23 protein-coding genes and 2 pseudogenes are annotated in these 25,785 nt (G+C 44.7%); 13 read left to right on the top strand and 12 right to left on the bottom strand.

Annotation, left to right across the window (positions count from 1 at the left end; genetic code table 11):
* Nucleotides 1-283: 283 nt before the first annotated feature.
* The 4 genes from ACVBIK_RS04615 to ACVBIK_RS04600 form a co-directional block, all read right to left on the bottom strand.
* Nucleotides 284-793 carry an RDD family protein gene (locus ACVBIK_RS04615; protein WP_447160356.1) on the bottom strand — a complete coding sequence of 170 codons (510 nt, stop codon included), beginning with the start codon at nucleotides 791-793 and terminating at the stop codon, nucleotides 284-286.
* Nucleotides 794-864: 71 nt separating this feature from the next.
* On the bottom strand, nucleotides 865-1,119 hold the full coding sequence (locus tag ACVBIK_RS04610) for a DUF2960 domain-containing protein (protein WP_012276091.1): 255 nt from the start codon (nucleotides 1,117-1,119) through the stop codon (nucleotides 865-867).
* 45 nt (nucleotides 1,120-1,164) lie between these two features.
* A complete protein-coding gene (locus ACVBIK_RS04605) occupies nucleotides 1,165-1,644 on the bottom strand; it encodes a GNAT family N-acetyltransferase (RefSeq protein ID WP_447169199.1) in 480 nt (159 codons plus the stop codon).
* Between the two features lie 85 nt (nucleotides 1,645-1,729).
* Complete coding sequence (locus tag ACVBIK_RS04600) at nucleotides 1,730-3,214, bottom strand: carboxypeptidase M32 (protein WP_447164463.1); 1,485 nt, start codon at nucleotides 3,212-3,214, stop codon at nucleotides 1,730-1,732.
* 594 nt (nucleotides 3,215-3,808) lie between these two features.
* Here ACVBIK_RS04600 and ACVBIK_RS04595 point away from each other — a divergent pair.
* Nucleotides 3,809-5,630: pseudogene (locus tag ACVBIK_RS04595) on the top strand (S8 family serine peptidase).
* Between the two features lie 67 nt (nucleotides 5,631-5,697).
* Here ACVBIK_RS04595 and ACVBIK_RS04590 read toward each other — a convergent pair.
* From ACVBIK_RS04590 to ACVBIK_RS04575, 4 genes are all read right to left on the bottom strand, one after another.
* Nucleotides 5,698-6,336, bottom strand: a complete 639-nt coding sequence (locus tag ACVBIK_RS04590; protein WP_447169198.1) for a DUF2913 family protein — start codon at nucleotides 6,334-6,336, stop codon at nucleotides 5,698-5,700.
* Between the two features lie 137 nt (nucleotides 6,337-6,473).
* Nucleotides 6,474-7,103, bottom strand: a complete 630-nt coding sequence (locus ACVBIK_RS04585) for a peroxiredoxin-like family protein (protein ID WP_447169197.1) — start codon at nucleotides 7,101-7,103, stop codon at nucleotides 6,474-6,476.
* A 155-nt stretch (nucleotides 7,104-7,258) separates the two neighbouring features.
* Nucleotides 7,259-8,557 carry a DEAD/DEAH box helicase gene (locus ACVBIK_RS04580; RefSeq protein WP_447169196.1) on the bottom strand — a complete coding sequence of 433 codons (1,299 nt, stop codon included), beginning with the start codon at nucleotides 8,555-8,557 and terminating at the stop codon, nucleotides 7,259-7,261.
* Between the two features lie 194 nt (nucleotides 8,558-8,751).
* Nucleotides 8,752-10,539: an aminopeptidase P family protein gene (locus ACVBIK_RS04575; RefSeq protein WP_447169195.1), complete on the bottom strand. Its 1,788-nt coding sequence runs from the start codon at nucleotides 10,537-10,539 to the stop codon at nucleotides 8,752-8,754.
* A 268-nt stretch (nucleotides 10,540-10,807) separates the two neighbouring features.
* Between ACVBIK_RS04575 and ACVBIK_RS04570 the strand changes: the two genes are divergently transcribed.
* The 4 genes from ACVBIK_RS04570 (at nucleotide 10,808) to ACVBIK_RS04555 (ending at nucleotide 14,736) form a co-directional block, all read left to right on the top strand.
* The gene (locus tag ACVBIK_RS04570) at nucleotides 10,808-11,995 is read left to right on the top strand and encodes an MFS transporter (RefSeq protein ID WP_447169194.1); all 1,188 of its coding nucleotides are present in this window, start codon (nucleotides 10,808-10,810) and stop codon (nucleotides 11,993-11,995) included.
* 187 nt (nucleotides 11,996-12,182) lie between these two features.
* Nucleotides 12,183-12,953, top strand: a complete 771-nt coding sequence (locus tag ACVBIK_RS04565; protein WP_447169193.1) for an ROK family protein — start codon at nucleotides 12,183-12,185, stop codon at nucleotides 12,951-12,953.
* Between the two features lie 351 nt (nucleotides 12,954-13,304).
* Nucleotides 13,305-14,522, top strand: coding sequence for a M24 family metallopeptidase (locus ACVBIK_RS04560; RefSeq protein WP_447169192.1), 1,218 nt, complete (start codon nucleotides 13,305-13,307; stop codon nucleotides 14,520-14,522).
* A gap of 67 nt (nucleotides 14,523-14,589) precedes the next feature.
* The gene (locus ACVBIK_RS04555) at nucleotides 14,590-14,736 is read left to right on the top strand and encodes a hypothetical protein (protein WP_447169228.1); all 147 of its coding nucleotides are present in this window, start codon (nucleotides 14,590-14,592) and stop codon (nucleotides 14,734-14,736) included.
* 80 nt (nucleotides 14,737-14,816) lie between these two features.
* Here the strand turns inward: ACVBIK_RS04555 and ACVBIK_RS04550 are convergent, their stop codons facing one another.
* From ACVBIK_RS04550 to ACVBIK_RS04535, 4 genes are all read right to left on the bottom strand, one after another.
* The gene (locus ACVBIK_RS04550; RefSeq protein WP_447160311.1) at nucleotides 14,817-15,287 is read right to left on the bottom strand and encodes an FKBP-type peptidyl-prolyl cis-trans isomerase; all 471 of its coding nucleotides are present in this window, start codon (nucleotides 15,285-15,287) and stop codon (nucleotides 14,817-14,819) included.
* A gap of 122 nt (nucleotides 15,288-15,409) precedes the next feature.
* Nucleotides 15,410-16,036: a DUF1294 domain-containing protein gene (locus ACVBIK_RS04545; protein ID WP_447169191.1), complete on the bottom strand. Its 627-nt coding sequence runs from the start codon at nucleotides 16,034-16,036 to the stop codon at nucleotides 15,410-15,412.
* 81 nt (nucleotides 16,037-16,117) lie between these two features.
* Nucleotides 16,118-16,411, bottom strand: a complete 294-nt coding sequence (locus tag ACVBIK_RS04540) for an ArsR/SmtB family transcription factor (protein ID WP_447160313.1) — start codon at nucleotides 16,409-16,411, stop codon at nucleotides 16,118-16,120.
* Between the two features lie 230 nt (nucleotides 16,412-16,641).
* On the bottom strand, nucleotides 16,642-17,133 hold the full coding sequence (locus ACVBIK_RS04535) for a hotdog fold domain-containing protein (RefSeq protein WP_447160314.1): 492 nt from the start codon (nucleotides 17,131-17,133) through the stop codon (nucleotides 16,642-16,644).
* Nucleotides 17,134-17,316: 183 nt separating this feature from the next.
* On the opposite strand from ACVBIK_RS04535, the gene ACVBIK_RS04530 reads away from it, so the two are divergent.
* The 8 genes and pseudogenes from ACVBIK_RS04530 to ACVBIK_RS04495 all read left to right on the top strand — a co-directional run bounded on the left by ACVBIK_RS04530 (nucleotide 17,317) and on the right by ACVBIK_RS04495 (nucleotide 25,561).
* A complete protein-coding gene (locus ACVBIK_RS04530; RefSeq protein ID WP_447160315.1) occupies nucleotides 17,317-18,234 on the top strand; it encodes a DUF368 domain-containing protein in 918 nt (305 codons plus the stop codon).
* Between the two features lie 155 nt (nucleotides 18,235-18,389).
* Nucleotides 18,390-19,346, top strand: coding sequence for a YbgA family protein (locus ACVBIK_RS04525; RefSeq protein ID WP_447160316.1), 957 nt, complete (start codon nucleotides 18,390-18,392; stop codon nucleotides 19,344-19,346).
* 28 nt (nucleotides 19,347-19,374) lie between these two features.
* Nucleotides 19,375-20,886, top strand: coding sequence for a deoxyribodipyrimidine photo-lyase (phrB, locus tag ACVBIK_RS04520; RefSeq protein ID WP_447169190.1), 1,512 nt, complete (start codon nucleotides 19,375-19,377; stop codon nucleotides 20,884-20,886).
* Nucleotides 20,883-21,374: a nuclear transport factor 2 family protein gene (locus ACVBIK_RS04515; protein ID WP_447160318.1), complete on the top strand. Its 492-nt coding sequence runs from the start codon at nucleotides 20,883-20,885 to the stop codon at nucleotides 21,372-21,374. Before phrB ends, ACVBIK_RS04515 begins: the two co-directional genes overlap by 4 nt.
* A pseudogene (locus tag ACVBIK_RS04510) lies at nucleotides 21,371-22,105 on the top strand (SDR family NAD(P)-dependent oxidoreductase); the annotation flags it as partial. The gene ACVBIK_RS04515 and the pseudogene ACVBIK_RS04510, both read left to right, overlap by 4 nt.
* A gap of 176 nt (nucleotides 22,106-22,281) precedes the next feature.
* Nucleotides 22,282-23,562 (top strand): NAD(P)/FAD-dependent oxidoreductase, encoded by a 1,281-nt coding sequence (locus ACVBIK_RS04505; protein ID WP_447160319.1) that lies wholly within the window; start codon nucleotides 22,282-22,284, stop codon nucleotides 23,560-23,562.
* Nucleotides 23,559-24,320 (top strand): DUF1365 domain-containing protein, encoded by a 762-nt coding sequence (locus ACVBIK_RS04500; RefSeq protein ID WP_447164455.1) that lies wholly within the window; start codon nucleotides 23,559-23,561, stop codon nucleotides 24,318-24,320. The genes ACVBIK_RS04505 and ACVBIK_RS04500 overlap by 4 nt, the downstream gene beginning before the upstream one ends.
* Nucleotides 24,320-25,561 carry a class I SAM-dependent methyltransferase gene (locus ACVBIK_RS04495; protein ID WP_447160321.1) on the top strand — a complete coding sequence of 414 codons (1,242 nt, stop codon included), beginning with the start codon at nucleotides 24,320-24,322 and terminating at the stop codon, nucleotides 25,559-25,561. The genes ACVBIK_RS04500 and ACVBIK_RS04495 overlap by 1 nt, the downstream gene beginning before the upstream one ends.
* Nucleotides 25,562-25,785 lie beyond the last annotated feature (224 nt).

The raw sequence follows: 25,785 nt of genomic DNA, 5'->3' as shown, positions 1-25,785 counted from the left end.
TAGGAAGCTGATGCTCTACAGAGTATAAGCTGATAAAGCGCCATTAAAAAAGCCAATCAACACCGATTTTAAAGGGGTGTGATTGGCTTTTTTTGTGGGCGATTATCAAAGGCTTTAGAGAGTATGCTGTAAGTACCTGTGCTAACGTTCAGCACTGCTACTAGTACTTGTTACTGGCACTTAGCATTAGCACTCGACGTTTAGCAACCATTAGCCATTTCGTGCTGATTGGTATAAGGCGTAGCCGACAAATACTGATTAGCGCCTATCATTAAGCTGTGTATTACACGCCGTGCCAGTTACGCATTTGGTTTGCTTCTTTAGACAATTCGACAACTTCTGAGCGAGTCATCATATCTTGCAAGGCAAGCTTATCGCCATTGATAAGGATCCATAAGTTACCAATTCCAAGTAGTGACCAAACAAGTCTAGCGGCCGCAGTCACCATGCTAAGGTTTTGCCCATTAGGATGCTGGATTTTAAGGCGCCAAGCCCTCATCCCTAATGTTTGTCCCCCCTTGCTCCAAAAGCTGATATAAAACAGACCCACACATAGCACAATCCAAAACTGATAAATGCCTTTATATAGTGCAGTTTCATTAAGCAAGTCTGAGACGTGCTCAAACCCCGCCATATCGATTAGGCCACTGGCAGTTAAGCCGGTAAAAATACCGAAACCAATCGCGCCCGCAACCATATAAACGGCAACAGCGAGAAGAAGATCATAAACACTGGCACCACAGCGCTTAATAAAGCTCGCGCGTGGAAAGTTGGCGTGTTCATTATTGGGCATATAAGAAGTCGTCATTTATATCACTTTTATTAGGTTTATTGGATGGTGATAAACAGTTACTGGCTCACACGTTATGACTTTTTCGGTTCATCTTTATGGTAGTAGATGTCACTAAAGCCAAAGCGTGCGAACTCTTTAGCGCGAAAGTCTTTAACAGCAGAGGAGCCTTTTGAGGTCATAGCAACTTGCTGCTCCATCATCAGGTATTGTGTTAAATCAACGCCTTCTGCTGCAGCTACTGCTTCGTAGATGTCATGAAACTTGTCGTAAGCAAAGTTAATCTCTTTTGCTTGGTTCTTAAATTTATAGGTGATTCTGGTTGCCATTTTTAGCTTCTCTAATGAAATTGCCCTTATGATACCAAATCTCGGCTATAAGGTATAAACCATATAGCAGGCATCCTCGGTATAGCTAGAAAGATCCTTTTCGATAGGCTTGCTCTGAAAGCCCTGTTTCGCCCAGTAATGGTGTGCGCCCTGAACGGCTACCAAAGAGATCGTTGCGTATTGCTGTAGCTTCGCAAAATTAACAAGGGCCGTTAGAGCGAGTCGACCCGCTCCTTTACCTTGAGCCTTAGATGAAAGAGCAATATCATGCAAATACAGGGTATTTTCAGCTTCTATCTCTGATAATACTTGCTCTAAAGAGGGCGGAGTATCGAGTATCCAAGGGTGTGATAAACAGTAACCTATCACTTGCGATTGTGACTCAATGACAAAGCAACTCTCTGGAGAGTGGCGCCACTTACTTTGCAAAACATCGAGTGATTCAGGCTCGATTTGCGGGTAGCACTCAAGTTGGATTGCTAGAATATTGCCCCAATCTAGAGGTTGGATCTGACGTAACTTCATACCGTGTCCTGTTAGTTGCCCTTACTTCCAGCACCTTGAACACAAGCGCTGGAAGAATGGCGGTAGCCTGTAATTTATAACTAGCTTAAAGGTAGCGTTGTTCTAAGTGCTTCTTAAAGTGTGCAGGATTAAGGGTTTCACCCGTTGCTTGACGCATCAAGTCGTTGGTCTCTAAAAGACTACCTTGCGACCAAACATTGTCATGTAACCAGCCGGTGACATCTGCGAGTTTTCCTGCGTCAATTAAGGCCTCTAAGTTACCGATACTTTGTTCCATTGCGCCTTTAAATTGGGCCGCGTACATAGCGCCTAGTGTGTAACTCGGGAAATAGCCAAGCTCGCCTACAGCCCAATGAATATCCTGCATACAACCATTCTTATAATCACCGTCAGTGTTTATCCCCAACAACGCCTGCATTTGAGCAGACCAGAAGTCGGGTAAGTCTGCGACCGCAAGCTGACCTGTGACCAGGGCCTTTTCTGCTTCAAAGCGCAGCAAAATATGACAAGGGTAGGTCACTTCGTCGGCATCGACTCGGATGTGTCCCGGTTTGACTCGTGAGTAGATGTTTGTCAGTTGCTGGTGGCTTAGCTCGCAGCCAAGTAGTGTTGTTAAGTGTGGCTGAATAAGCTTTAGAAACGCAGGGCCACGGCCTAATTGCATCTCACAGAATAGACTTTGGCTTTCATGCAGTGCCATTGAGCGCGCAAGTCCAGCAGGTTGGCCGCGCCAGGCTAGTGGTAAGCCTTGCTCGTATTTAGCGTGACCCGTTTCATGCACTATACCCATCAATCCGCTGGTAAAGTCAGCCTCATCGTAGCGAGTCGTTAGGCGCACGTCACTGGCGACGCCACCACAAAAAGGATGGCTACTGATATCGAGCCTGCCATGGTTAAAGTCAAAGCCGAGAATATTCATTACCTCTCTGCCGAGCTTAGCTTGGTTATCAGCACTGGCAGTCGGAATAGTAAAACGGGGTTGTGACTTTTGCTTATCTTGAATCGTTTGAATTAAGCCTGGTAACCATGACGTTAATTGACCAAAGATTTGTTCGAGGCTAGCGGTGGTCATTCCGGGTTCAAATTTATCGAGGAGCGCATCGTAAGGGCTAACATTCTGTGCTTCGGCGCGAATATTGGCTTCCTCTTTGGCTAACTCCATAAGGCTTTCAAGATTAGGCTTAAAGCCTTGCCAGTCGTTATTACGACGTTGCTCACGCCAGGCTTGTTCACAGTGATAAGCCGCCTTAGTTTTGGCTTCGACTAAGTCTCCGGGAACCACGTTAGCTTGTAAGTACTGATAGCGAATTTCACGCAAGTTAGCTTGCTGCTGCACAGTGAGTGGCAACTGCTCAGCTTCCTCAATAGTGTGAGCTAACATTGGCGCTGTTTTTAATGAGTGAATATGTTTGGCAAGTTCGGCCATTGCCGCGCCGCGAGCGTCACCCCCTCCCATTGGCATCATGGCGGCCTGATCCCAATCACCTAACGCACTTAGATGCTCAAAATGGCTAATGCTTTGAAAGTGTTGAGTTAAGGTTTCATAGTGCGGGTTTGTGTTGCTGCTCATAATGTTTATTTCGATCGAAAGGTTTACGGCTATGCTAGCACGTAATTTTGCGTCCATTAAGCGCTAAAAAGCTTAGGTATGTCTCCAGTCTATGCTGTCAGTAGATCTACTCGCTAATTTATCCATCCAGCGTGCCATGAGTCGAAACCATAACGGGAAGTCAGTCATATTGAGAGCTATTGAGGTAGAGGATGAGTCATTAGGTTTAGACTGATTTAGTCGTTTTTACTCGTAGCATTTTAAAAAACGCATAAATTATTTGTGCATATAAATTCGTTTTTTGTGCTTATTAAATGGATTGAGCTAACGGGTTTGTGTGCTGGGCTATTGTAGCTTAAGGGTCAAATAATTAAGTGAAATTATGTGACCTATCAGCCTCCTCCCCCCACCTCATACTTTTGAACTATTATTCAGTCCTACTTTAAGTTATCACTATAGCGCTTGTTAACGAATTATTATCGGCGCGGGCGTGTGCTAGGTTTTATTTTGTGATTTAGTTGTTTTCACCAAAAAGAAATAATAAAAAAGTTTATAAAACTAAAAGCAGAGTGGGTCGCAGTGCTCGGTCTAATGTTTGAATTTTGGAGCAAAAATATGAAATTAACAAAAGTAGCTACGGCGTTAATCGCTTTATCTCTTGGCATGTCTGCAGGTGCTATGGCAAGTGAGCGATATGTTATTCAGGTCGATAATGATAAGAAAGGCGTGATTAAAGCTTTAGCTAAGAAAGTGGGGGGAGAGCTAAACCTAGAGGGCAATGGCTTTATTGCTGCGACATTTTCAGGCAAGGATTTAGCTCAGGTTAAAGGCCTATTAAATAACCCGCATGTTAGATTAGTCGAAGTGGATCAGCCCCGTTTCTTAATGTCATTTAGTGATGACGCAGCAAGTTACGCCATATGCGGTTAAGCAATCAAACGTCAACGATATTAGTTTTAATGCTAGTGCTGGTATGAAGGTCTGCGTTATTGACTCAGGCTTAGATAGAAGTAACCCTGATTTTGTTTGGAATAATATTGATGGTGATAACGATAGCGGCACAGATAGCTGGGACCAAAATGGTGGGCCACATGGTACTCATGTAGCCGGAACAATTGGTGCTGCAGATAACAGTATTGGCGTAGTGGGCATGGCACCGGGTGTCGATATGCACATCATCAAAGTGTTTAACGCTGATGGCTGGGGGTATTCATCTGATCTTGCCCATGCAGCAAATCTATGTAGCCAAGCCGGCGCTAACATTATTAGTATGAGTTTAGGTGGTGGAGGCTCCAACTCTACCGAGTCTAATGCATTCCAATCATTCAGTGATGCAGGTGGTTTAGTGGTCGCTGCTGCAGGTAACGACGGTAATAGTGTTAGATCTTATCCCGCGGGCTATCCATCAGTCATGATGGTGGGCGCCAATGATGCTAATGACGCGATTGCTGACTTCTCGCAATTTCCAAGTTGTACGACAGGCCGAGGTAAAAAGCAGCGCACCGACACCAGTATCTGTGTCGAAATTGCTGCAGGTGGTGTCGATACCCTCTCGACGTACCCCGCGGGGATGGCGACGGCTTCAAATATGAGTGTTGATGGCAATCCGCTAGCCAGCTCAGCAATGGAGAACGCGGGTTCTATAAATGGCAGTACTTACTTCATGGGCACCGCCGAAGCAATCGATTCAGGTGCGAATGGGAAAGTATGTGTTATCGATCGCGGCGTTATCTCATTCCATGACAAGGTGCTCAATTGCGAAACCTCGGGTGGTGTCGGTGCGATTATCATCAACAATGAACCTGGCATGCTTTATGGCACGTTAGGTGATACAAACGCTACGTCAATTCCAGCGGTTGGCGCAGCATTTGAGGACCGAGCATTGGTCGTAGGGGCGGCGAGTGCTGAGCTCTCAATTGGCACATCTGATTACGGCTTTATGAGTGGGACCTCAATGGCGACGCCTGCAGTATCAGGTATCGCAGCACGGGTTTGGTCTAATCATAATCAGTGTACAGGTGAAGAGATCCGTGCGGCACTCAACGCGAGTGCTAGGGATTCTGGCGCTAGCGGCCACGATGTCTACTTTGGACACGGTATTATTAATGCAGAGGCTGCAGATACATACCTGACTGCAAATGGTTGTGCAGGCGGTGATGGCGGGGGCGATCCGGGGGGCGATCCGGGGACGGGTGATGGACTGACCGTAACCACTAATCACTACAAGCAAAGAGGCGTTAAGATTGTAGAGCTGAACTTTAGTGGCGCAGCGGGTAACAATGTTGATGTTTACCGCAACGGTACTCAAATCGATACCGCCTCTAGTGCAGCGACCTATACCGACAGAATTACGACTAAAGGTGGCGGAACCTATACCTATAAAGCCTGTGATGCAGGAACATCAACTTGTAGCGCGGATGTCAGAGTCACTTTCTAAGTATTTATAATGCTACTCAACATAAGAAGGCCTGCAATTGCAGGCCTTTTTTATCGCTAAGGTGAGATTAAATCGGCTGTAAAATCGTCAGCGCAGGTTGCAGGTTTTTAGGCCAAATTTGATAAGCTTTATGGTGCTTAATCAATGAGGCTTTTTTATCACCTGGGCTCAACAATAAACCGTGTTGGTAAGCTGCTTTAGCGAATGTGGCTTCATCTGCACGCACGTATAAGGTAAGAGGTTTGATTAACTCATCACCTTGAATGCGTTGAGCCATCTGCTCATCTGAGATAATTAAGCTGTTACAGCCATCACTATCAAGTTTGAGCTTTTGGGTCACCTCTTGATCGGTAATGATTAACCACTCTTGGCTTTCTAGCTCAGCTAGCATGGCCTTAAGCGACTGGCCTAAACCCGATTGCTTGTCACTAATGTAGCTGTATTGAGCTTTAATTTTTTCTAGCAATGTTTTTAATTCGGCACCCGCCCCCATGCTGCGAGCCTGACGGATCCACAGGGTTAAATCATTGGCGACCAATTTTGAATAAGTGCGTTGCTTTAATGCGGTTACCATCCAGCTGCAAAGGAAGTGACTCTCAGCTGTAGGCGTTCTTACGCTACTACTTTTAGCGCTAGCTTCAGACAGTGCGTCTAGTCCTGCGATGGCGAACTCTAAAACAGCTTGGTTATAGGTGATATCTGACATTGTTTCTCCGCCGTGGTGATGTGATAAGTGAGACGGCGAGAGGATTATACCTAATGGCGTTGTAAGTATGAAATTTACTTGCTCGCTAAACGTATTTTTTCGATCGCTATCGGCGTTTAGCGAGCCGTTATTATCCATTATGGAATTAAACTGGCCGCAGTCATGATTAACTCTGGTGCCGGACGGACTCTAAAATTGGGGTTCACGTATTGAAAGTGTATTAAACCATCACTATCGGTTATATAGATGGCTGGTACAGGTAATACTAAACGTTGCTCACCCTGTGGTGTTTGCCATAGCTTATTTTCAAGTTTCAACTTGCTTAAATAACGATTGGTGACTTTCTTGCTAGTAAAATAAGCCAGACCAAATGCTTTACTGGCATGTAAGTCTGCATCAGATAATAAAGTGTATTTTAACTCATGTTCCGTCATCGACTCTTTAAGTTTAGCTGGAGTATCTGGCGAGATCCCAATCAGTTGAAATCCCATCTCAACCAGCTTAGGTTCAATCGCTTTGAGTTGCCCCATTTGTGAGTTACAAAATGGGCACCAACCACCGCGATAGAAAAATATCACACTTGGTTTACCTTGGGTGAGCTTGGCAAGATCACTGTTGCGATCATTAAGATCTTTAAGGCTAGCTGCCGGGATCGTTTGGCCATTCATCAGAGGCGTTACATTGAGCTCGTCGCTGGCAATAGGCTTAGCAAAAGTAGGTAAACAGAGCAGTAGTAGACTAATAGCTGCAAAGGTGTTTTTTAGCATGATTGTTCCTTTTCGTAGGCTAAAGATGGTACGTAGCTACCAGACCTTGAAAGTGTCACTTTAATTTCAATGCTGAAGGAATATGCATTTAGCGCAAAAAAGGCACCATTAGGTGCCTTTTTTGTTTATAAAATAATTCGATGTCCGTACTGCGATTATTTTATCTTCTTTATTTTTGCTGGTGATGCATTTTTTACCTTTACGCGGCGGCCTTGCATGTTTTTCTCTGCAATAACCTGTGCGCCAGCGTTATCGACACGCTGCTGTTTTTTAGCAAAACTGCGGCGTTTCTGTAGTTGTTTGATCAATAGATCGCGGCTACCCACTTCATAGCCAGGAATGCTAATGCGGCGCAGTTGCTGGCCAATTAACTTTTCAATATCGGCAAGAGTGCGCTCTTCTTCACGGCTCACAAAAGAGATAGCAACGCCTGATTTACCAGCACGACCTGTACGGCCAATACGGTGAACATAATCTTCTGCAAGGAAAGGCAGGTCGTAGTTAACTACGTACTCTAAGCCTTGAATATCAAGGCCACGAGCTGCAACTTCAGTTGCCACTAACACGCGCATCTTACCTTCTTTAAACTCACGTAGTGCACGACGACGGCTACCTTGTGCCTTTTCACCGTGAACAACCGCAGTTGGAATACCATCAAGGTTAAGCTCTTTTTCAAGTTTGTCGGCAGCGTCGCGAGTGGCAGTAAAGACGAGCACTTGTTGCCAGTTCTTTTTACCAATTAGCTCAGACAATAGTTCGCGCTTACGGCGCTGCTCAACAGGGTAAACTACTTGGCTAACAGTAACCGCGGTAGTGTTTTGCTTGTCGGCTGCAATGATATTTGGCTTAACCATCATAGTGTTTGCCAGCTGCTTTACTGCGGTAGAGAAGGTTGCCGAGAACAATAGGTTCTGACGCTTCTTATTGACCGCTTGTAGAATTTTTTGGATATCGGCACTAAAGCCCATATCTAGCATACGGTCGGCTTCATCTAAGACTAAAAAGTCGACGTTAGATAAGCTTAGGTTACAGGCAACGATATGCTCAAGTAGGCGGCCAGGTGTTGCGATAATAATATCTGCGCCGCGCTTTAGTTTAGTCGCCTGACTGTCCATTTTTACGCCACCTAAAATGGTGACGATTTTCATGTCGATGTACTTAGCGTAATCGTTAATATTGTCAGCGATTTGCGCAGCAAGTTCGCGCGTTGGGGTTAAAATTAATGCGCGAGCATTTGAGCGAGCGGTCGTGCTTGGGTTATCGAGCATTTTTTGCAAGATTGGCAGCGCAAAAGCGGCCGTTTTACCCGTACCTGTTTGGGCACTAGCAAGTACGTCTTGTCCGCGACGAACGGCAGGGATCGCTTGCTGCTGAATTGGTGTCATTTTTTCATAACCACATTCAGAGATTGCACGCAAAATCTCGGGAGCAAAACTAAAAGATTCAAATCTCATGATTGAGGAGTCCTATGTTCAACAATTCAATTGCTAACAGGTAACGCTAGCAGCTATCTATACCATTAAAATGGCGGTGGCGGAGTATAGCAAACTTTTAGGTTAAAACCTGCACTTTTTAGTTGTAGGCCTAGGGAGTGGCATAAAAAAAGCAGCGCCTAAACGCTGCTTGTTAGTTCGAACAGATAAAATGATTAGATAGCCGTGGTCACTTTATTTAGCCAAGTTAAATCATCACCTTGCATAAAAGGCGATAGTTTATCTTTAACTTGTTGATGATATTGATTAAACCAGTTGACTTCAGACTCGGTTAAATACTGTTTGTCGATGAGTCGCGAGTCCATAGGGATAAAGGTCATGGCTTCAAATTCAAGCATTTCCCGTTCGCTATTGGTTAGTGTTTGGCATGGACGCACAGCGATTAAGTTCTCTAATCGAATACCGAACTCATTGGCGCGGTAATAGCCTGGTTCATTTGATAACACCATGCCTTCGAGTAGGGCAACGTTTGAGCGCCCCTTAGCGATGCCTTGCGGACCTTCATGCACACTTAAATAGTGACCTACGCCGTGACCGGTACCATGGTCAAAGTCAAAGCCATGCTGCCATAAATATTGGCGAGCAAAGGAGTCTAGTTGCATACCGCTAGTGCCTTTAGGGAACTTAGCTTGGTCAATTGCAATGTGACCTTTTAATACTAAAGTGACCATCTTCCTCTGCTCATCGGTAATATCTCCAATGGCAATGGTGCGAGTCACATCTGTGGTGCCATCTAAATACTGAGCACCAGAGTCGACAAGATAGATGCTGTTCATTGTCATCTGAGCTGGGGTGCCATTATTGTGGTTATAGTGACACATGGCGGCATTGGCGCCTGTGGCTGAAATCGTATCGAAACTCGGCTCCTGGTATAAGGGATCGCTTAAGCGAAAGCTTTCCAGTTTATCTGCAAGTACGGCTTCATCGTATAGGCGATTAGCGGCAACTTCGCGATCTAACCAAGCAAGAAAACGGCTTACTGCCACACCATCACGGATATGACAGGCTTTCATGCCTGCAAGCTCAGCCTCGTTTTTCTGCGCTTTAGGTAAGGCGACCGGATCGATCCCAGCGATAAGCTGTGCGCCCGCCGCCTGAGTTGTAAGTTGCAGCCAAGCGTTACAGCTCTCTGGGCTTGCCAGCACTTTAGTGCCGCTTAGTGTGGCAAGTTCAGCTGCCAATTCTGACTCATTTTTAAAGCTAACCCCTTCACCCACATGCTCGAGGATGTTTTCTGGTAGCTTGTTTGTGTCAGTAAATAACAGCATATCGCCATTGGCGTGCAGTAATGCCGTTCCTAACACCACAGGTAGGCATGGGATATCTTTGCCGCGAATGTTGAGTAGCCAGCAGAAAGAATCTAAGGCTGAAATAATGGCAATGTCGGCGCCCTGTTTTTTGATCTCAGCGCCAATGGTTTTGCGTTTCTCTAGGCTGCTGCGACCAGCGCTTTGCGCGCTAAATAGCATGATAGGGTGGCTTGCTGGAGATGGTCTGTCAGTCCAGTGCAGATCAATTGGGTTCTGCTGGACCTGAGTGAGCTTTATTTGCGCTTTAGCAAGCTCGCTATGGGTGTGGTTAAACCAGGCTAGAGTATGCAGGCGGGCATCGAAGCCGACGTTAGCGTTCGTGCCAAGCTGCTCGATTAGCCACTGCGCCTGTGGCGTATCGTGAAGGCTTAAATACTCAAATAAATCGGCGTCTACTTGCTGGCGTACTTGCACGGTATAACGGCCATCGACAAAGATTGCCGCGCTGTCTTTAAGTATGATAATCGCGCCAGCTGAACCGGTAAAACCGCTGGCCCACAACATGCGCTCATTATGCTCTGGCACGTACTCGCCCAAGTACTCGTCGGCGCGTGGAATAATAAAAGCGTCCAGATTAGATTTAGCCATTTCAGTGCGAATCGCGCTGAGGCGTGCTGCAATAGTATTTGACATTCAAACTCCGTTATCAGCGTAAAAGCCGTGTTGTACTGGCTATAGGCTGTTTATTTTTGTACGAATTTAGCGCGGAGATTACCATAAAGCGCTTTTGCTTGGGAGGTTAAGAGCTGTAAATTTATCTGCGGGAGTCAGTATCTGTGTGAAGCTAATTGGACGAATTGTTTATTAAGCCAAGTGTTCATGTCACTATGGCTTAATATAAAAATTGGTTATAAACACAGCGCAATATTTACACTTTGCAGCATTAAGGAATACCTATTTTATGCCATTTAATGTTTGGATATTAATGCTAGCACAGGCATTTGCCATGAGTGCCACGCCTATGATGATGCTGCTCGGTGGCTTGATTGGCGCTGAAATTGCGCCATCACCTGAGTTGGCGACCCTGCCCATCGCCTCGATGGTGATAGGACTCGCCTTGTCTGTGCTGCCTGTCTCTAAGTTGATGCAGTGTTTTGGGCGTAAGCCGGTTTTTATCTGTGGCGCCTTAGTTGCGGCAATGTCTGGGCTGCTTGCGGCATTAGCGACATCTCAGCATAATTTCATTTTGTTCTGCGTTAGCGGCACATTACTTGGGGCTGCAGGTGCTGTGGTGCAGCAGTATCGATTTGCGGCTATGGAGTCGGTCAGTGAGGTTATGGCTGCGAAAGCAGCATCTAGAGTGTTACTTGGCGGCCTTGCTGCGGCAGTTATAGGACCCGAACTGGCTGTGTGGGGAGCAACCGTCTGGCAACAGGCCTATGTTGGTGCGTTTTTGTGCCTAACCGTCGTTAGCCTCATTGCAGCGCTAATTTTAAGTTTCTACCGAGAGCCTAAACTCGAACAAGCCTTAGAAAATAAGACTGAAAAAGTTGATGCTAGACCGTTAATGAACATATTAAGCCAATCACAGATCTGGGTTGCCATTGCGGGGGCGACCCTAGGCTATGCCATGATGAGTTTTGTTATGACGGCAACGCCGCTGCATATGCATCATGTTGAGCATCACTCCCTCGCCGATACAAAATGGGTGATCCAAAGTCATATTATCGCGATGTATTTACCTTCGTTATTTAGCGGCATACTCATTGCCCGTTTAGGGGTATCTAAGATGATGTTATTGGGTCTTTGCGCTTACCTTATCACCATAGTGACAGCGATTATGGGGCGGGATCTACTTAACTACTGGGCTGCGCTAGTACTACTTGGTATAGGCTGGAACTTCCTATTTGTAGCCGGTACAGCCTTACTCCCACGCTGTTATAGCAAGAGTGAGCGCTACAAGGTGCAAGCATTTAACGACACGTTTGTATTTGGTGCGCAGGCGCTGGCATCACTCAGTGCGGGCTTAGTGATCCATAAGCTAGGTTGGAGCGTGTTACTGGTCAGCTGTTTGCCTTTGATAGCCGCACTGCTAGTCCTTATCGCTTGGTGGAAGTGGTGCCGAGTAAAAGCTGTATTTGATCAATAAGTGCTGAATTGAGCTTGAGCAATCTTGGGAAATCGTGTCGATAACTATAGAGTAATTGCTCAATATTAACGCGGTTAACGTTTATTCTAAACCCCAGTGTAGGGTTGTAAGTCTTTATTATGTTAGAATTTTATTTGTTCGTGGGGATGGGTATTAGTCGTGGTATAACCGTGTCATTGGGGGCTGAGTGCAAACATTAACAATCGATATTAGTGGGTCGAAAGCCTTATTTGAGATAAAAATTCAAGGCCGAATCGAGCAGTACAAAATCGCTGTGGCAGATAGCTTTAACATAGATAGTTTAAATACTCAGATCATAGAGCTAGAGCAAGATTATGGCTTAAATGACTACGCGCTAGGCATTGCGCTTCCAGGGTTAGTACAGGAGCAGCAATTAGTTTCATGTCAGTCGTTACCCGGGCTTAAGGGCTTAAATGCCGATAAGTTAATGACTAAAGCTGCGCGTATACTGATTGCCAATGACTGCGATGCTGGCTTACAGGCGCTGATAGACCCTAAGCAAGTATGTGAGCTACTCGTTATGTGCGATATGGGTATTGGTATGTCTATTGCGATTAATGGCGTACCTTTTACTGGTGCCTCTGGAATGGCTGGTGAATTGGGGCATTGTCGTTTGATGACCGAGTCGGGAGAGTTTAGTCTGGAGCAGCTATCGAGCGGCGCGGCAATCAAACGTCGCAATATAGTACGTAATGAAGATCTCACTCGAGCTGGTGGTTATATTGGCACCAGCTTAGCTTGGGTTGTAAATCTATTTAACCCATCACGGATCCATCTTGCGGGGAATTTGATGAGCAACCCCCACTACTATCAAGGTTGCTTGGCTTCTATAAAAGAGATGGCTTTAGCGATCCCTATGGCACAAGTGAAAGTTAATCGTGTTGATGACCGCGAGACTATTGTTTGTCGTGGTTTAAAAGTGATGCTGGCTAAATAGTGTTTAGATGAATCAGACGCTACTGTCTGTGAATGGATGTGGCAGCATTTTTGGTGTCACGCTATTATTTCACTATCTTCATTTATTAGTCCTTTAATACAGTCCTTTAATATAGCTCTTTAATATAGCTACTTAATTAAGTTCCTCCATGTTCCTCAAAATTAGTCCTCCTAATTGCGATCAAAACTGATTACTGGGATCGATAATTATTTGCATTTTGTCCTATTTATTACTGACGCTTTGTATATTTTATGCTAGAAAGTGGGTCATAAAAGTGTGTCATTGTCATTGGTTCAAATGAATGAGCCTTGTTTAGGTTTAAATATAAATAATTAAGTGAAGGGTAAGCATATGACCTTAGGTGTTGGCGGTTCTACCGCAGAGCAGGAATTAGCAAAATTAACGAATATGACTCAAGGTGTTGAGGCTATAAGTCGTGAAGAGTACCAAGCTCGTATCGCTAAAGCGCAAGCTATTATGAACGAGCAAGGAATTGCCGCTATTTACCTTAATGCAGGCACTAACCTTTACTATTACACCGGTACACGTTGGTATGCCAGCGAGCGTATGGTGGGGGCGATTCTTCCAGCTAAGGGATCGCTTGAATATATTGCACCAGCGTTTGAAGTTGATACCTTAAATGGTTACATGGTCATTGGCGGTAAAGTTAATACTTGGCAAGAAGATGAAAGCCCGTTTGCATTGTTCGGTAATGTACTGGCGAACATGGGGATCACATCGGGCGATATTGGCATTGATGAGTCAGCAGCCTTCTTTATTTTCGATGGCGTACGCCAAGAGCATCCTCAATATAACTATGTTAATGCTAAGCCTGTAACAGCGGGTTGTCGCATGATCAAGTCGGCTGTAGAAATAAGCCTGCTACAACGCGCTAAAGATATGACAATGGAAGTGCATAAAGCGGTAGCGCGTATTTTGCATGAAGGTATCACCACTAGCGAAGTGGAAGCCTTTATCAATGCTGCACATATTAAGGTTGGCATTCCTGCGGGCTCTTACTTCTGTATCGTGCTTTTCGGTGAAGACAGTGCTTACCCGCATGGCGTTAAATCACCAAAGGCGCTAGAGCTTAATGATACGGTATTGATTGATACAGGTTGTCAGCTACATGGCTACAACTCAGATATTACTCGAACCTACGTATATGGTGAGCCTAGCCCACGTCAACGTGAGTTGTGGCAGTTTGAGCAAGACTCACAAATAGCTGGGTTTGAAGCTGCGCAAATAGGTGCAACCTGTGCCAGCGTTGACCGCGCAGCGCGTGATGTACTAGAAGCTGCTGGTTTTGGCCCTGGTTATGATGTACCGGGTCTGCCACACCGTACTGGTCATGGGGTTGGTTTAGATATTCATGAATGGCCTTATTTGGTACTGAACGATCACACTCCACTTGCAGCCGGTATGTGTTTCAGTAACGAGCCAATGCTGTGTGTACCAGGCGAGTTTGGGGTACGTCATGAAGACCACTTCTATATGACTGAGAATGGCCCAGTTTGGTTTACAAAGCCAGCTCACTCAATTGACGACCCATTTGGCTACGAAGCGTAAATTGCTAAGCTAGATTATCAAAGAGTCATCAAAGACGCCTCGTTATAAGTAATGAGGCGTCTTTTTTATGTCGCAAGGGTTATGTGTACCGGGTAAGTTTGGCGTGCGCCATGAAGACCATCTATTTATACAAGAGTATATGACAGAGCAAGGCCCTGTGTGGTTCACAAAGCCAGCGCACTCAATCGACGACCCATTTGGCCACGAAGCGTAACGTTTCAAATTAATTTCAAACAGAAAGCCCGAATAGCTAACTATTCGGGCTTTGTTTTCTCGGACAAATAGCCAGTTCGATTAATCGATACTGATTAGCTCAACATCAAAAATTAGGGTTGAACCTCCTGCGATTTTGCCTGCACTGCGGTTACCGTATGCCAATTCACTTGGTATAAAGAAACGCGCTTTCTCACCAACCACCATCAACTGTACGCCTTCGGTCCAGCCTTTGATTACACGGTTAAGTGGAAAGGCAATGGGCTCTCCACGATCTACTGAGCTGTCGAAAACAGTGCCGTCAATCAAGGTGCCATGATAATGTACGGTTACAGTATCGCTTGCTTTCGGGTGCACAGTGCCAGTACCTGGTTCAAGCACTTGATATTGCAGGCCTGAAGCTGTGGTTGTTACGTCATCTTTTAGTTTGTTATCGGCTAAGAAAGCACTGCCGATAGCGATATTCTCTTTGGACGCCTTTTGGTTGTTCATAGAGGAGAAAAAGTAGAAAACAACACAGGCAATAATCACAACAGCTAAAATAACTTTCATTTTTGAATCACTTTGGTTTGATTAGACACTCATGATAACGAATCCCTCTCTAGAGGTAAATCCGTGCAGAAAATCGTGGTTAAGCAGAGCTTAATTGGGATGCAAACCTTAAGTTTACTCACTTAAGTCAATAGTGCTGTTAATGTCTTTGAATAAACAAGGTAAATCAGCCCGAGATTTAAGCTGATAGTAAGCCATAAGATAAACTTAAACCGACCTTTAGATGACTTGTGCCTGAGCCATTGTTGAGCCAGTAGTGCTCCTGGCCAGCCGCCTAATAAGCTTAATAGGTGTAGTTTAAATTCGCTGACGCGCCATCGATTTTTACGTGCTGAACGCTTATCCCAGCCGTAGGCGATAAACGTCACAAGACTTGTAATGATAAAATAGAGCAAAAGCCAGAGTGGGATATGTTGTTGTGAGTAACCGAAGCTCAAGATACAGATAAAGCTTAGGGCGACTCCAATGCTGAAGCGACTGCGTGAACTGGTGAACTTTCGGCTAGGTTTGACCTCGCCTGTACTCAGCAATTGCACTCGCTGGGCTTGTAATTTGCCTTGTCTATCTTTGCTCTGGTGAAACTGGACTCGATTGCCCGCTTGTGGCCGTGGGCTGTTATTGACGAGGGCTGAGATGTGTAAAAATACTTGCAGTTTTTGCCCTGGGATTTGGATAAAGCCAAAGCCCTTAGTATCATCCCAACTGTCTATTGTGCCACGTGTTATGCCTACTTTTGTCATCGAGTTCATTTGCTTCTATTGGCAGGACGATTGTTGAGTTAAATTGTCACTCTAGTTTACGGTCATTGAGGCTGTTGATTACAAAGCCAGTTAACAAGACTCGTCAGTGCAGCACTCTTCTTGCAAGAATTGTATTAGGCCATCTAAGCAGTCAAATTGTGGAATGCAATGCAGTACACGCCCCTCTCTATGTTGCTTGACCAAGCCTGCAGACATTAAACTTGAAAGGTGATGAGACAAGGTAGAGTTTGGGATCTGTAACAATTCTTGTAGCTGGCCTACCGGCAGCCCTTTATGGCCCGCTTTGACAAGACATCTAAATAGGGTCAAGCGCGTTGGGTGACCCAGCTCTTTTAGGGCTTTGGCGGCAATTTCAGTGTCCATATTCAGTGTCCATATTCAGTGTCAAAATTTAGTGGCTATAGTCAGTGGCTATATGCAGAGTCGATCTAGAGTGGCTATTTTTAGCGTTTAAATTCAGCGTGTAGATTAAGTATTTTAGTTAACGCAGCTTAAAAACAATGACTATGTTTCTGTATTATTCGAAATGATAGCAGGAAAACAGCGACCGACAAGTGCTATTTGTATCGGTCGAGAACTTTTGCTTTTTTAGGTTAGTTTTTCGCAGGTTTTTCTGAGATCCAAAGTTTGATAGTACCTTGCACGACGACAACCCCATCTGTGTCATAGGCGGTGACAGGGACTAACATATCACCTGGAGTCCATTGCTCAGGCTTCACCTGTGCAATACAAGTTATATCGCTGCCAGCCTTAGCGGTGTAGTCCACGCTCATCCCCTTTGGGATCCATCTTAAGTGATGTGGAATAGAAGCCTCAGCCATCACGCCCATTGCCATCTCAAGTCCGTTACAGATCGCAATAACGTGTACAGTTTGGATATGATTGTGTACTGCTTTGCGCTTTTTTATCTGACAGACACAGCGATTCACATTTAATTCACTGATGATGGGCTTTACTGTGCCAAAATAAGGAGCCATACGGCTCACCATTAGCGAGAATATTTTATTGCCAAATGGCAACCGAGTGACACGGTTATAGAGAGACATGACTTTAGTGGGCTTGTTATTAGTATTGATGTTGCTCATCAGTTGCTTGTCCTTGTATATCTTACGTGGTTCTTACTGGTCGGATGAGGTTAACATTGAATTAACAATAAATGCCAGCCGTAGGTTAATTTAGCTTTAGAAAAGTAAACTTCATTTCCTTTTTTATGGAAATGGGACGTATAATTTTGCCGACAAAAAGTTTTGTGTGAATTAAGGAATAAAGTGAATTATTTAAAGACCTACCTTAAAGGGATGGCAATGGGAGCCGCCGATGTGGTTCCTGGTGTTTCAGGCGGCACTATTGCCTTTATTACCGGGATCCTCGATCCGCTATTAGAAAGTATAAAGAAGATTAGACCCTCTTTATTGACTGTAATAAAAGAGCAAGGTGTAAAAGCCGCTTTCATGCATATTAATGGTCCGTTTTTAGTGTGTGTTTTTGGCGGGATCTTAACCAGTATCCTTACCTTGGCTAAATTGATCACTTATCTGCTAGATACTCATCCAATTCCTGTGTGGTCGTTTTTCTTTGGTCTTATCGTTATCTCAGTTGTGCACATGCTTAAGCAGGTACGGGGGATCACCATAGGACGTTTAGTATTATTTGTTTTAGGCGTTGTTTTTGCGTGGGGTATTACCATGCTAAACCCTATAGCGCTTGAAATGACTTATCTGAATGTCTTTCTTGGTGGCTGTATTGCGATTACCGCAATGATTTTGCCTGGGATTTCAGGCAGCTTTATATTGTTACTCCTGGGGTTATATACGCCAGTGATTGGCGCGGTGAAGAACTTTGACATTGCGATTATGGCGACCTTTGCCGCAGGTGCGGCAATCGGCATACTCAGTTTTAGTCACGTATTGTCAGCGCTGCTGAGAAAGTATCATGACGCCACGTTGGTATTTTTAACGGGCTTGATGCTGGGTACCTTAGGTAAAATTTGGCCTTGGAAAGAGGTGCTGACTTTTCGCGAAAACTCAAAAGGCCAAATGGTGCCGCTTGATGAGCGTATCATTTCGCCAATGCAGTATGAACACCTTACCGGTCAACCTTCGTTGGTGATTTATGCCGTTATCGCCATGTTTGCCGGTATTTTATTGGTATGGGGCTTGGAGCGTTTTGCGCAAAAGAGCCGTTAAGCATATTGTTAGTTAAGATTACTAGTTAAGTAAGTACTTGAAACGCCAGCATAATAGCTGGCGTTTTTTATGTGTCCTTATTAATATAAATTGTAGCAAAAGTGATCTTTGTGTAAGTTGGAAACGTAAGTACTTCTTAATAGAGGAGTTTGACCATGAGCCAATTTAATCCAGATAAAATCCAAATCGGAATTAGTGCCTGTTTACTCGGAGAGAAAGTACGTTTCGATGGTGGTCATAAAGCGTCGAGTTATTGTCGTAAAGAGATTGCTGAGCATTTTCATTACGTGCCAGTTTGCCCTGAAATGGCGATTGGCATGGGGGCGCCAAGAAAATCGATTCGCCTTGAAAAAGACGGTGACGTCATCTTTGTAAAAAGCGCTGATGGTTCGGTGGATGTGACTGACAAATTGAACGCATTTAGCGAGAAAAAAGTTGAACAATTGGATTTTTTGGGCGGTTATATCCTGTGCGCTAAGTCACCGACTTGTGGTATGGAGCGGGTGACTGAATATAAATATGGGACGAATAATGGCTGGAAATCTGGCATTGGTGTTTACGCTAGAAAATTAATGGAGCGATACCCTTTATTGCCTGTTGAAGAGGAGGGGCGGCTGCATGATTTACGGATCCGTGAAAACTTCTTTACTCGCGTTTATGCCTATCATGACTGGCATTGCTTAAAAGTATCAGGCTTTACCAAAAGTAACCTCCTCGATTTTCATGCTCGTTATAAATATATGCTAATGGCACATAATCCCAAACTATATAGAGAACTCGGGCCTTTACTAGCCGATTTGACTGGCGACCTTGAGCAAATCGCCAACGATTACTTTACTGGCTTTATGCAGATCTTAAAGATCAGAGCGACCCGTAAAAATCACACGAGTGCGCTGCAGCATATCCAAGGTTACTTCAAGAAGCATTTATCGAGTGCTCAAAAGTCTGAGCTGAGCGAATCCATCCTTAAATATAACCAAGGCTTACAACCTATTTTGGTGCCGATGACGCTTATTAATCATTATCTAAGAGAGTTTCCAACGCCTTATATTGAAAACCAAGTCTATCTAAACCCGCACCCTCAAGAGCTAAAATTACGCTATGCCTATTAGAGATGATATTTGAGCACAGGAGAGACTAATGAGTGAGCATCAGCAACCATTTGGTCACGCCTTGATTTGGTTTAGAAATGACCTGCGTTTACAAGATAACCAAGCCTTAATGGCTGCTTGTGAGTATGCAAGCAGTCGCGGTGCCAGTGTCAGAGCGTTATTTTTAGCTACACCAACGCAGTGGCAAGCCCATGATGTCGCACCGATCCAATTAGACTTTATTGAAAGGCAGCTTAACTTGCTTGCTGTAGAGCTTGCCAAGCTCGGGATCCCTCTCGATGTTTGTCATCTAGAGACTTTCGATGAGATCCCTCAATGGTTAGGCAGATACATCAATGATTGGCAGATTGAAAAAGTCTTTGCCAGCAGTGAGCCAGAATTTAACGAGCAGCAACGAGATCATGCTGTCGCAGTATCCGGGATTAATATTGAGCTTTACCAGCAGCATTGCCTGCTGGCACCTCTTAGTGTGCTTAATCTATCGGGGGCGATGTATAAGGTTTTTACCCCGTTCGCAAAAAAGTGGCGTCAAATTGCGGCACAAAATCAGATAACGACTTTAGCTAAGCCACAAGCGGTATCGGCAGCGCTACCTAAACCTAATCACTTAAACTTGCATTGTGAAAAACAGTCGAGCCAAGCATGGACAGCGGGTGAGGAAGCGGCTCAAGAGCAGTTACGTCAATTTGCAAACCACAAGTTGGTCGACTACCAAAAGACCCGAGACTTTCCCGCGCTTGATGGAACCAGTCAAATCTCTGCATATCTGGCGATAGGCGTGCTTAGCCCGCGCCAATGTGTGCAAGTATTGCTAAGCCATTTTCCAGATGCCCTCGTTCACGATGAAAGCCCCGCTCGATGTTGGCTCAATGAACTCATTTGGCGTGAGTTTTACCGTCATCTGCTGGTGGCTTTTCCAAGACTATCCAAGCAGGGCAATTTCAACCTTCTCGCCAATAACATTGCTTGGCGTAATAATCCGCAAGAATTTCAAGCCTGGTGTGATGGGCGCACCGGTTACCCACTGGTTGATGCGGCTATGCGGCAACTCAATCAAACGGGCTGGATGCATAATCGCTTACGTATGGTCACTGCGAGTTTTTTAACCAAGCATCTGCTTATCGATTGGCGTTGGGGGGAGGGGTATTTTAAACAAAAGTTGATCGATGGTGATTTAGCGGCGAATAACGGCGGCTGGCAATGGTCTGCGGGGACCGGGTGTGATGCTCAGCCCTATTTTAGGGTGTTTAATCCTATTTCTCAGTGCGAAAAGTTTGATCCAACAGGCGCTTTCATCCGTAAGTATTTACCTGAGCTAGATGGCGTAGATTTGAAATTAATTCATAAGCTTAAAATGCCATCACCTGCGCAGCTTTTTGATAGTAGCTTTTATGTTCCACCCGTTTATGTTCCACCCATAGTCGAGCACAAGTTTGCTAGAAATAGAGCTATCGCCGAGTTATCCGTAATGAAGCGTTCTACAAGCAAAGAATTCGTTAACACTGGCACTGTGGATTTAGATAAGGAGATTTTTGGATGATGTCCAATATTGAAGTGTTCACCTCAGATAAGACACCTTGTGATGTCAGTGACCAGCTTGCCGATGAGAAAGTACTCGTTGATAACTTTATTGCTTTGTATCAGGTGCTTAATAAAGATAATTTGCATCAGTTAGCACAAGTCTATAGTGAAGATATTCAGTTTAGCGATCCGCTGCACCATGTGTCTGGTCTTGCAGCGCTTACCGAGTATTTCGGTAAACTTTATCAGAATATCGATTTCATCCACTTTGATATCCATCAGGTGATACATGCCAAGGGAGCTGCAACGCTCATATGGACCATGAAGTTTGTACACCCTAAACTTAATGGCGGCGCAGAGATCTCAGTCGAAGGGGTCAGTTTACTTGGGCTTGAGCGCAAAATTACTCAGCATCAGGACTTCTTCGATGTGGGCGCGATGTTATACGAGCACATTCCTTTGCTCGGCAGTGCAGTGAAGATGATTAAGGCTAGGGCTTCAACATGAACGCGGCCACAATCTCACCCAAGGATCAAAAAAGCGTGCTGATTACTGGAGCAAGCTCTGGCATTGGTTTGCAGTTAGCAAAAGACTACTTAGCCGATGGCTGGAAGGTATTTGCTTGTGGACGTAATCAGCAGGCGTTATCTCAGCTACATGGGGCTGAAAAGCTTATATTTGACATAACAGACAATGAACAGGTTGCAGCACAAGCGATTAAAGTGAAGTCGCAACTATCGCGCCCGCTAGACTTAGTTATTTTAAACGCGGGTAGTTGTGAATACATAGATGACGCACTCAATTTTGACGGTGAGCTTTTTGAACGAGTGATCCGTACTAATCTGATTGCCATGGGTTATTGCTTATCGGCATTTACCTCAATGATTGCAAAGGGCGGCAGGTTGGCTTTAATGGGCTCAAGTGCTGTGTATTTGCCTTTTTCGCGCGCTGAAGCTTATGGTGCATCTAAAGCCGCCGTGCAATATTTAGCAGCGACTCTTGCTATCGACCTAAAGCCACACAATATCGGTGTGAGCGTTATTTGCCCCGGCTTTGTTAAAACCCCGCTAACGGATAAAAACAATTTTTCAATGCCGATGCAGCAAACGCCAGAGCAAGCATCACAGGCGATTCGCAGCGGGCTAGAAAAAGGAGCGCGAGAAATTCATTTTCCGAAAAAATTCACCTTACTTCTAAAGCTCATCTCGTTACTCCCAAGAAGCCTATGGGAGAGATTAAATCGTCCCCCACATTCGGCTTCGCCTGAACCTTTGACGGCCCAAGCTAAAAGTACACCGTCTATAAATACAGAGCTTGAAAATACAGAGTCTATGAATACAGAATCTACAAATGCGAAGTCTCAGAATGCAGAACAACAAGCAGATAAGCCAACAGCCGCTAAAAAGGTACGCTAATGAATATCGTAGAAAATAATAAGCAGCGTAAAACAATAGCGATTGTAGGTACCGGGATCTCGGGGCTCACCTGCGCGCATATTTTATCTAAAAAGCACGACGTCACAGTATTTGAAGCGAATGACTATATTGGCGGCCACACTGCTACGGTCGATGTTGAAGTCGCGGGAAAGCAGTATGCTATTGATACAGGGTTCATCGTGTTTAACGACCGCACTTACCCAAGGTTTGAGCAACTTTTGGCAAGGATAAATGTTAACGCGCTGGCCACAGAGATGAGTTTCAGTGTACATAATGCCAATACTGGACTGGAGTACAACGGTAATACCTTGAGCTCTTTATTTGCTCAAAAGCGTAACTTATTTAGGCCTAAGTTCTGGTCATTTATTTTAGAGATTTTAAGATTTAATAAGCTCTGTAAACAAGCTTTTGCCGACGATAGCTATGAATATCAAACATTAGGTGAGCTATTAGATGCGAAGGGGTTTAGCGACTTCTTTAGTGAGCATTATATTTTGCCGATGGGCGCGGCTATCTGGTCATCCAGTATTGACGATATGCGCGCTTTTTCACTGCGTTTCTTTATTCAGTTTTTTCAACATCACGGTTTATTAAATATTGCCGACAGACCGCAATGGTATGTGCTTGAAGGGGGCTCTCGCAGCTATATCCCTGATCTAATCGCCCCCTTTAAAGAGTCGATTCATTTAAATAGCCCTGTCACAGCGATAAAGCGAACTAACAAGGGAGTTGAGTTAAAAATTGATCAAGGTGAGTGGCAGGAGTTTGATGAGGTGGTTTTGGCCTGTCATAGCGACCAGGCCTTAAACATGCTTGAAGATGCTACTGGCGATGAGCAGCAAGTGCTAAGCCAATTGGCTTATCAGAATAATGAAGTCGTCTTGCACACAGATGAAAAGCTCATGCCTGAGCGAAGCGCTGCATGGGCAAGCTGGAACTATCGCTTAGACGGTAATACTCAGCGCCAAGCATCTGTAACCTACAATATGAACATTTTGCAGCGTTTGCCAGCATCGGCTCCGACATTTTGCGTGACATTAAATCAATCAGAGTTGATCTCACCAGATAAGGTACTGCGTACTTTTAATTATGCGCACCCGGTTTTTAATGAGCAGAGCATGCGAGCTCAATCTCAGCGAGAACTGATTTCAGGTGTTAACCATACCCATTTTGCGGGGGCATATTGGTACAACGGTTTTCATGAGGACGGTGTACACAGTGCATTTGATGTATGTGAACACTTTGGGATGCGTTTATGAGCCATGCGCTAAAGACATTGGTCAGCGGTGTCTATACAGGCAATGTCATGCACCGACGTTACCAACCAAGTCATCATGGATTTAATTATCCGATGGCGATGCTTGGTATCGATCTTGATGAATTAAACCAATTAGAAAGCATGAGCTGGGTATTTTCATCTAAGCATTTTGCGCCGCTAAGGTTTAAGCAAACTGACTACTTGAATCAGATGGTGGCAGAGCAACCGGATTTAAAAACCCGAGTATTGCTTAAGACATCAGAGCTTGGTGCTAATCAGGCTTGTAATAGGGTGGTATTTGTCGGCCAAGTTCGTCACTTCGGTTTCTACTTTAGCCCGATAAATTGCTTTTTCTGTTACAGGGATACTAAAGCGAAATACTTACTCGCTGAGGTGAGCAATACACCTTGGAATGAACGCCATTACTATTTGATTGACCTTGAAAAGCCTGAGCCAACAGATAAAGCGTTTCATGTCTCGCCCTTTATGGACTTGAATATGAAATATATATGGCGGATTAAGGCGCCAGCTTCAGACGTTAGAGTCGGGATTGAAAACCGTAATACGCAGAAACTGTTCGATGCCAATTTATGCTTATTTAAGCGAGAGATGAGCGCTCAAAATTTAAAGGCAATGCTGCTTAAGTTTCCTTTTATGACCTTAAAAATCGTTCAGGGGATCTATTGGCAAGCACTAAAACTGTTTATTAAGCGCGTGCCATTTATTGGCCACCCAGATAAGCCAGCGGAGAAATCATAATGGAAAATATAACCACTAAACACAATCTGGCTACTGAGCGCTTGCCTGATAGCCTCGCAAGAAAGTTACTCCTCAATGTGCTGCCAGGTTTAGCTGAGGGCCACTTAAGTCTTATCGATGGTGAAAACAGTTATGAGTTTGGCCGCAAAGAGTCTGACTTACATGCCACGATAGTGGTGCATAAACCCCGTTTTTATCGCCAAGTGTTATTGTCGGGGTCCATTGGCGCTGGTGAAGCTTATATTCAAGATCACTGGTCTAGCCCTGATTTAACGAAAGTCGTGCAGCTATTTGCTCGAAATTTGCCTCTACTGGATAAATTAGAGCAAAAGTTATCATGGTTGACCGCGCCATTTAGCCGCTTATCGCATCTGGTTAATCGTAATACTGAAGCGGGGTCAAAGCGTAATATTCTTGCCCATTATGATTTAGGTAATGAGATGTACCAGCAGTTTCTCGACCAAGAGATGTTGTATTCCAGTGCCTTATATCCTCATAGCGGTGCAACACTTGATGAAGCGCAGCAACATAAGCTTAAGACCATTTGTGAGCGCTTAGATTTAACGCCAGGGCAAACTTTACTGGAGGTCGGAACCGGTTGGGGAGCATTGGCTATCTATGCTGCTAAGCATTATGGGGTCAAGGTGACGACCACCACCATCTCCGATGCACAGTTTGAGTATGCGAAAAACCGTGTTGAGCAAGAGGGGCTAGAGGATAGTGTTAGCTTACTTAAAGATGATTATCGTATTTTAACGGGTGAATTTGACCGAGTGGTTTCTATTGAAATGATTGAAGCCGTAGGGCATGAATATTTGCCCGGTTTCTTTAAAAAGCTACAAAGCTTACTTAAACCGAATGGGCGTTTACTTATTCAAGCGATTACCATTGCTGATCAGCGTTACGATAGCTACCGTAAAGGGGCTGATTTTATTCAGCGCTATATCTTCCCGGGAGGTTGCTTGCCTTCGGTGACCCGTATGACCAATGAGCTGACTAAGCATACCGACTTTGTCACTTGGTCGGTGGACGATATGGGGCTAGATTATGCTAAAACCCTAAAAGATTGGCACAATAACTTCGATGCGGCATTGCCGCAAATAAAAGCGCTTGGCTACGGCGACGACTTTATTCGTATGTGGAAGTTTTATCTAAGCTACTGTGAGGGCGGATTTTTAGAAAGAACGACTAGCACAGTGCATTTGGTCGCAGTTAGACCGCAGTACCGCTTACTGTCATAACCGCTAGCTCTTAAGGGCGTTTGATATGTTATCAGTACAATCGATAAAGCGTGGCAGTGAGTGCTTAATACTGTTTACAGCGGTTGCACCTGTTACATTCGTTGCAGTGCTAGCCGCTAGCTGTTGAGGGTATTTGGTATGTTAATTAGTACAATCGATAAAGCGTGGCAGTGAGTGCTTAATACTGTTTACAGCGGTTGCACCTGTTACATTCGTTGCAGTGC

This window comes from Shewanella sp. 125m-1 (assembly GCF_052977065.1).
Note: the sequence above shows the minus strand (reverse complement) of the source record. Positions and strands in the feature narration are given on the sequence as shown.

Excerpts from the sequence above, each read along its gene's own strand:
- ACVBIK_RS04615 (WP_447160356.1), bottom strand. The coding sequence starts at position 793 with ATGCCCAATAATGAACACGCCAACTTTCCACGCGCGAGCTTTATTAAG.
- ACVBIK_RS04610 (WP_012276091.1), bottom strand. The coding sequence starts at position 1,119 with ATGGCAACCAGAATCACCTATAAATTTAAGAACCAAGCAAAAGAGATT.
- ACVBIK_RS04605 (WP_447169199.1), bottom strand. The coding sequence starts at position 1,644 with ATGAAGTTACGTCAGATCCAACCTCTAGATTGGGGCAATATTCTAGCA.
- ACVBIK_RS04600 (WP_447164463.1), bottom strand. The coding sequence starts at position 3,214 with ATGAGCAGCAACACAAACCCGCACTATGAAACCTTAACTCAACACTTT.
- ACVBIK_RS04590 (WP_447169198.1), bottom strand. The coding sequence starts at position 6,336 with ATGTCAGATATCACCTATAACCAAGCTGTTTTAGAGTTCGCCATCGCA.
- ACVBIK_RS04585 (WP_447169197.1), bottom strand. The coding sequence starts at position 7,103 with ATGCTAAAAAACACCTTTGCAGCTATTAGTCTACTACTGCTCTGTTTA.
- ACVBIK_RS04580 (WP_447169196.1), bottom strand. The coding sequence starts at position 8,557 with ATGAGATTTGAATCTTTTAGTTTTGCTCCCGAGATTTTGCGTGCAATC.
- ACVBIK_RS04575 (WP_447169195.1), bottom strand. The coding sequence starts at position 10,539 with ATGTCAAATACTATTGCAGCACGCCTCAGCGCGATTCGCACTGAAATG.
- ACVBIK_RS04570 (WP_447169194.1), top strand. The coding sequence starts at position 10,808 with ATGCCATTTAATGTTTGGATATTAATGCTAGCACAGGCATTTGCCATG.
- ACVBIK_RS04560 (WP_447169192.1), top strand. The coding sequence starts at position 13,305 with ATGACCTTAGGTGTTGGCGGTTCTACCGCAGAGCAGGAATTAGCAAAA.
- ACVBIK_RS04555 (WP_447169228.1), top strand. The coding sequence starts at position 14,590 with ATGTCGCAAGGGTTATGTGTACCGGGTAAGTTTGGCGTGCGCCATGAA.
- ACVBIK_RS04550 (WP_447160311.1), bottom strand. The coding sequence starts at position 15,287 with ATGAAAGTTATTTTAGCTGTTGTGATTATTGCCTGTGTTGTTTTCTAC.
- ACVBIK_RS04545 (WP_447169191.1), bottom strand. The coding sequence starts at position 16,036 with ATGAACTCGATGACAAAAGTAGGCATAACACGTGGCACAATAGACAGT.
- ACVBIK_RS04540 (WP_447160313.1), bottom strand. The coding sequence starts at position 16,411 with ATGGACACTGAAATTGCCGCCAAAGCCCTAAAAGAGCTGGGTCACCCA.
- ACVBIK_RS04535 (WP_447160314.1), bottom strand. The coding sequence starts at position 17,133 with ATGAGCAACATCAATACTAATAACAAGCCCACTAAAGTCATGTCTCTC.
- ACVBIK_RS04525 (WP_447160316.1), top strand. The coding sequence starts at position 18,390 with ATGAGCCAATTTAATCCAGATAAAATCCAAATCGGAATTAGTGCCTGT.
- phrB (WP_447169190.1), top strand. The coding sequence starts at position 19,375 with ATGAGTGAGCATCAGCAACCATTTGGTCACGCCTTGATTTGGTTTAGA.
- ACVBIK_RS04515 (WP_447160318.1), top strand. The coding sequence starts at position 20,883 with ATGATGTCCAATATTGAAGTGTTCACCTCAGATAAGACACCTTGTGAT.
- ACVBIK_RS04505 (WP_447160319.1), top strand. The coding sequence starts at position 22,282 with ATGAATATCGTAGAAAATAATAAGCAGCGTAAAACAATAGCGATTGTA.
- ACVBIK_RS04500 (WP_447164455.1), top strand. The coding sequence starts at position 23,559 with ATGAGCCATGCGCTAAAGACATTGGTCAGCGGTGTCTATACAGGCAAT.
- ACVBIK_RS04495 (WP_447160321.1), top strand. The coding sequence starts at position 24,320 with ATGGAAAATATAACCACTAAACACAATCTGGCTACTGAGCGCTTGCCT.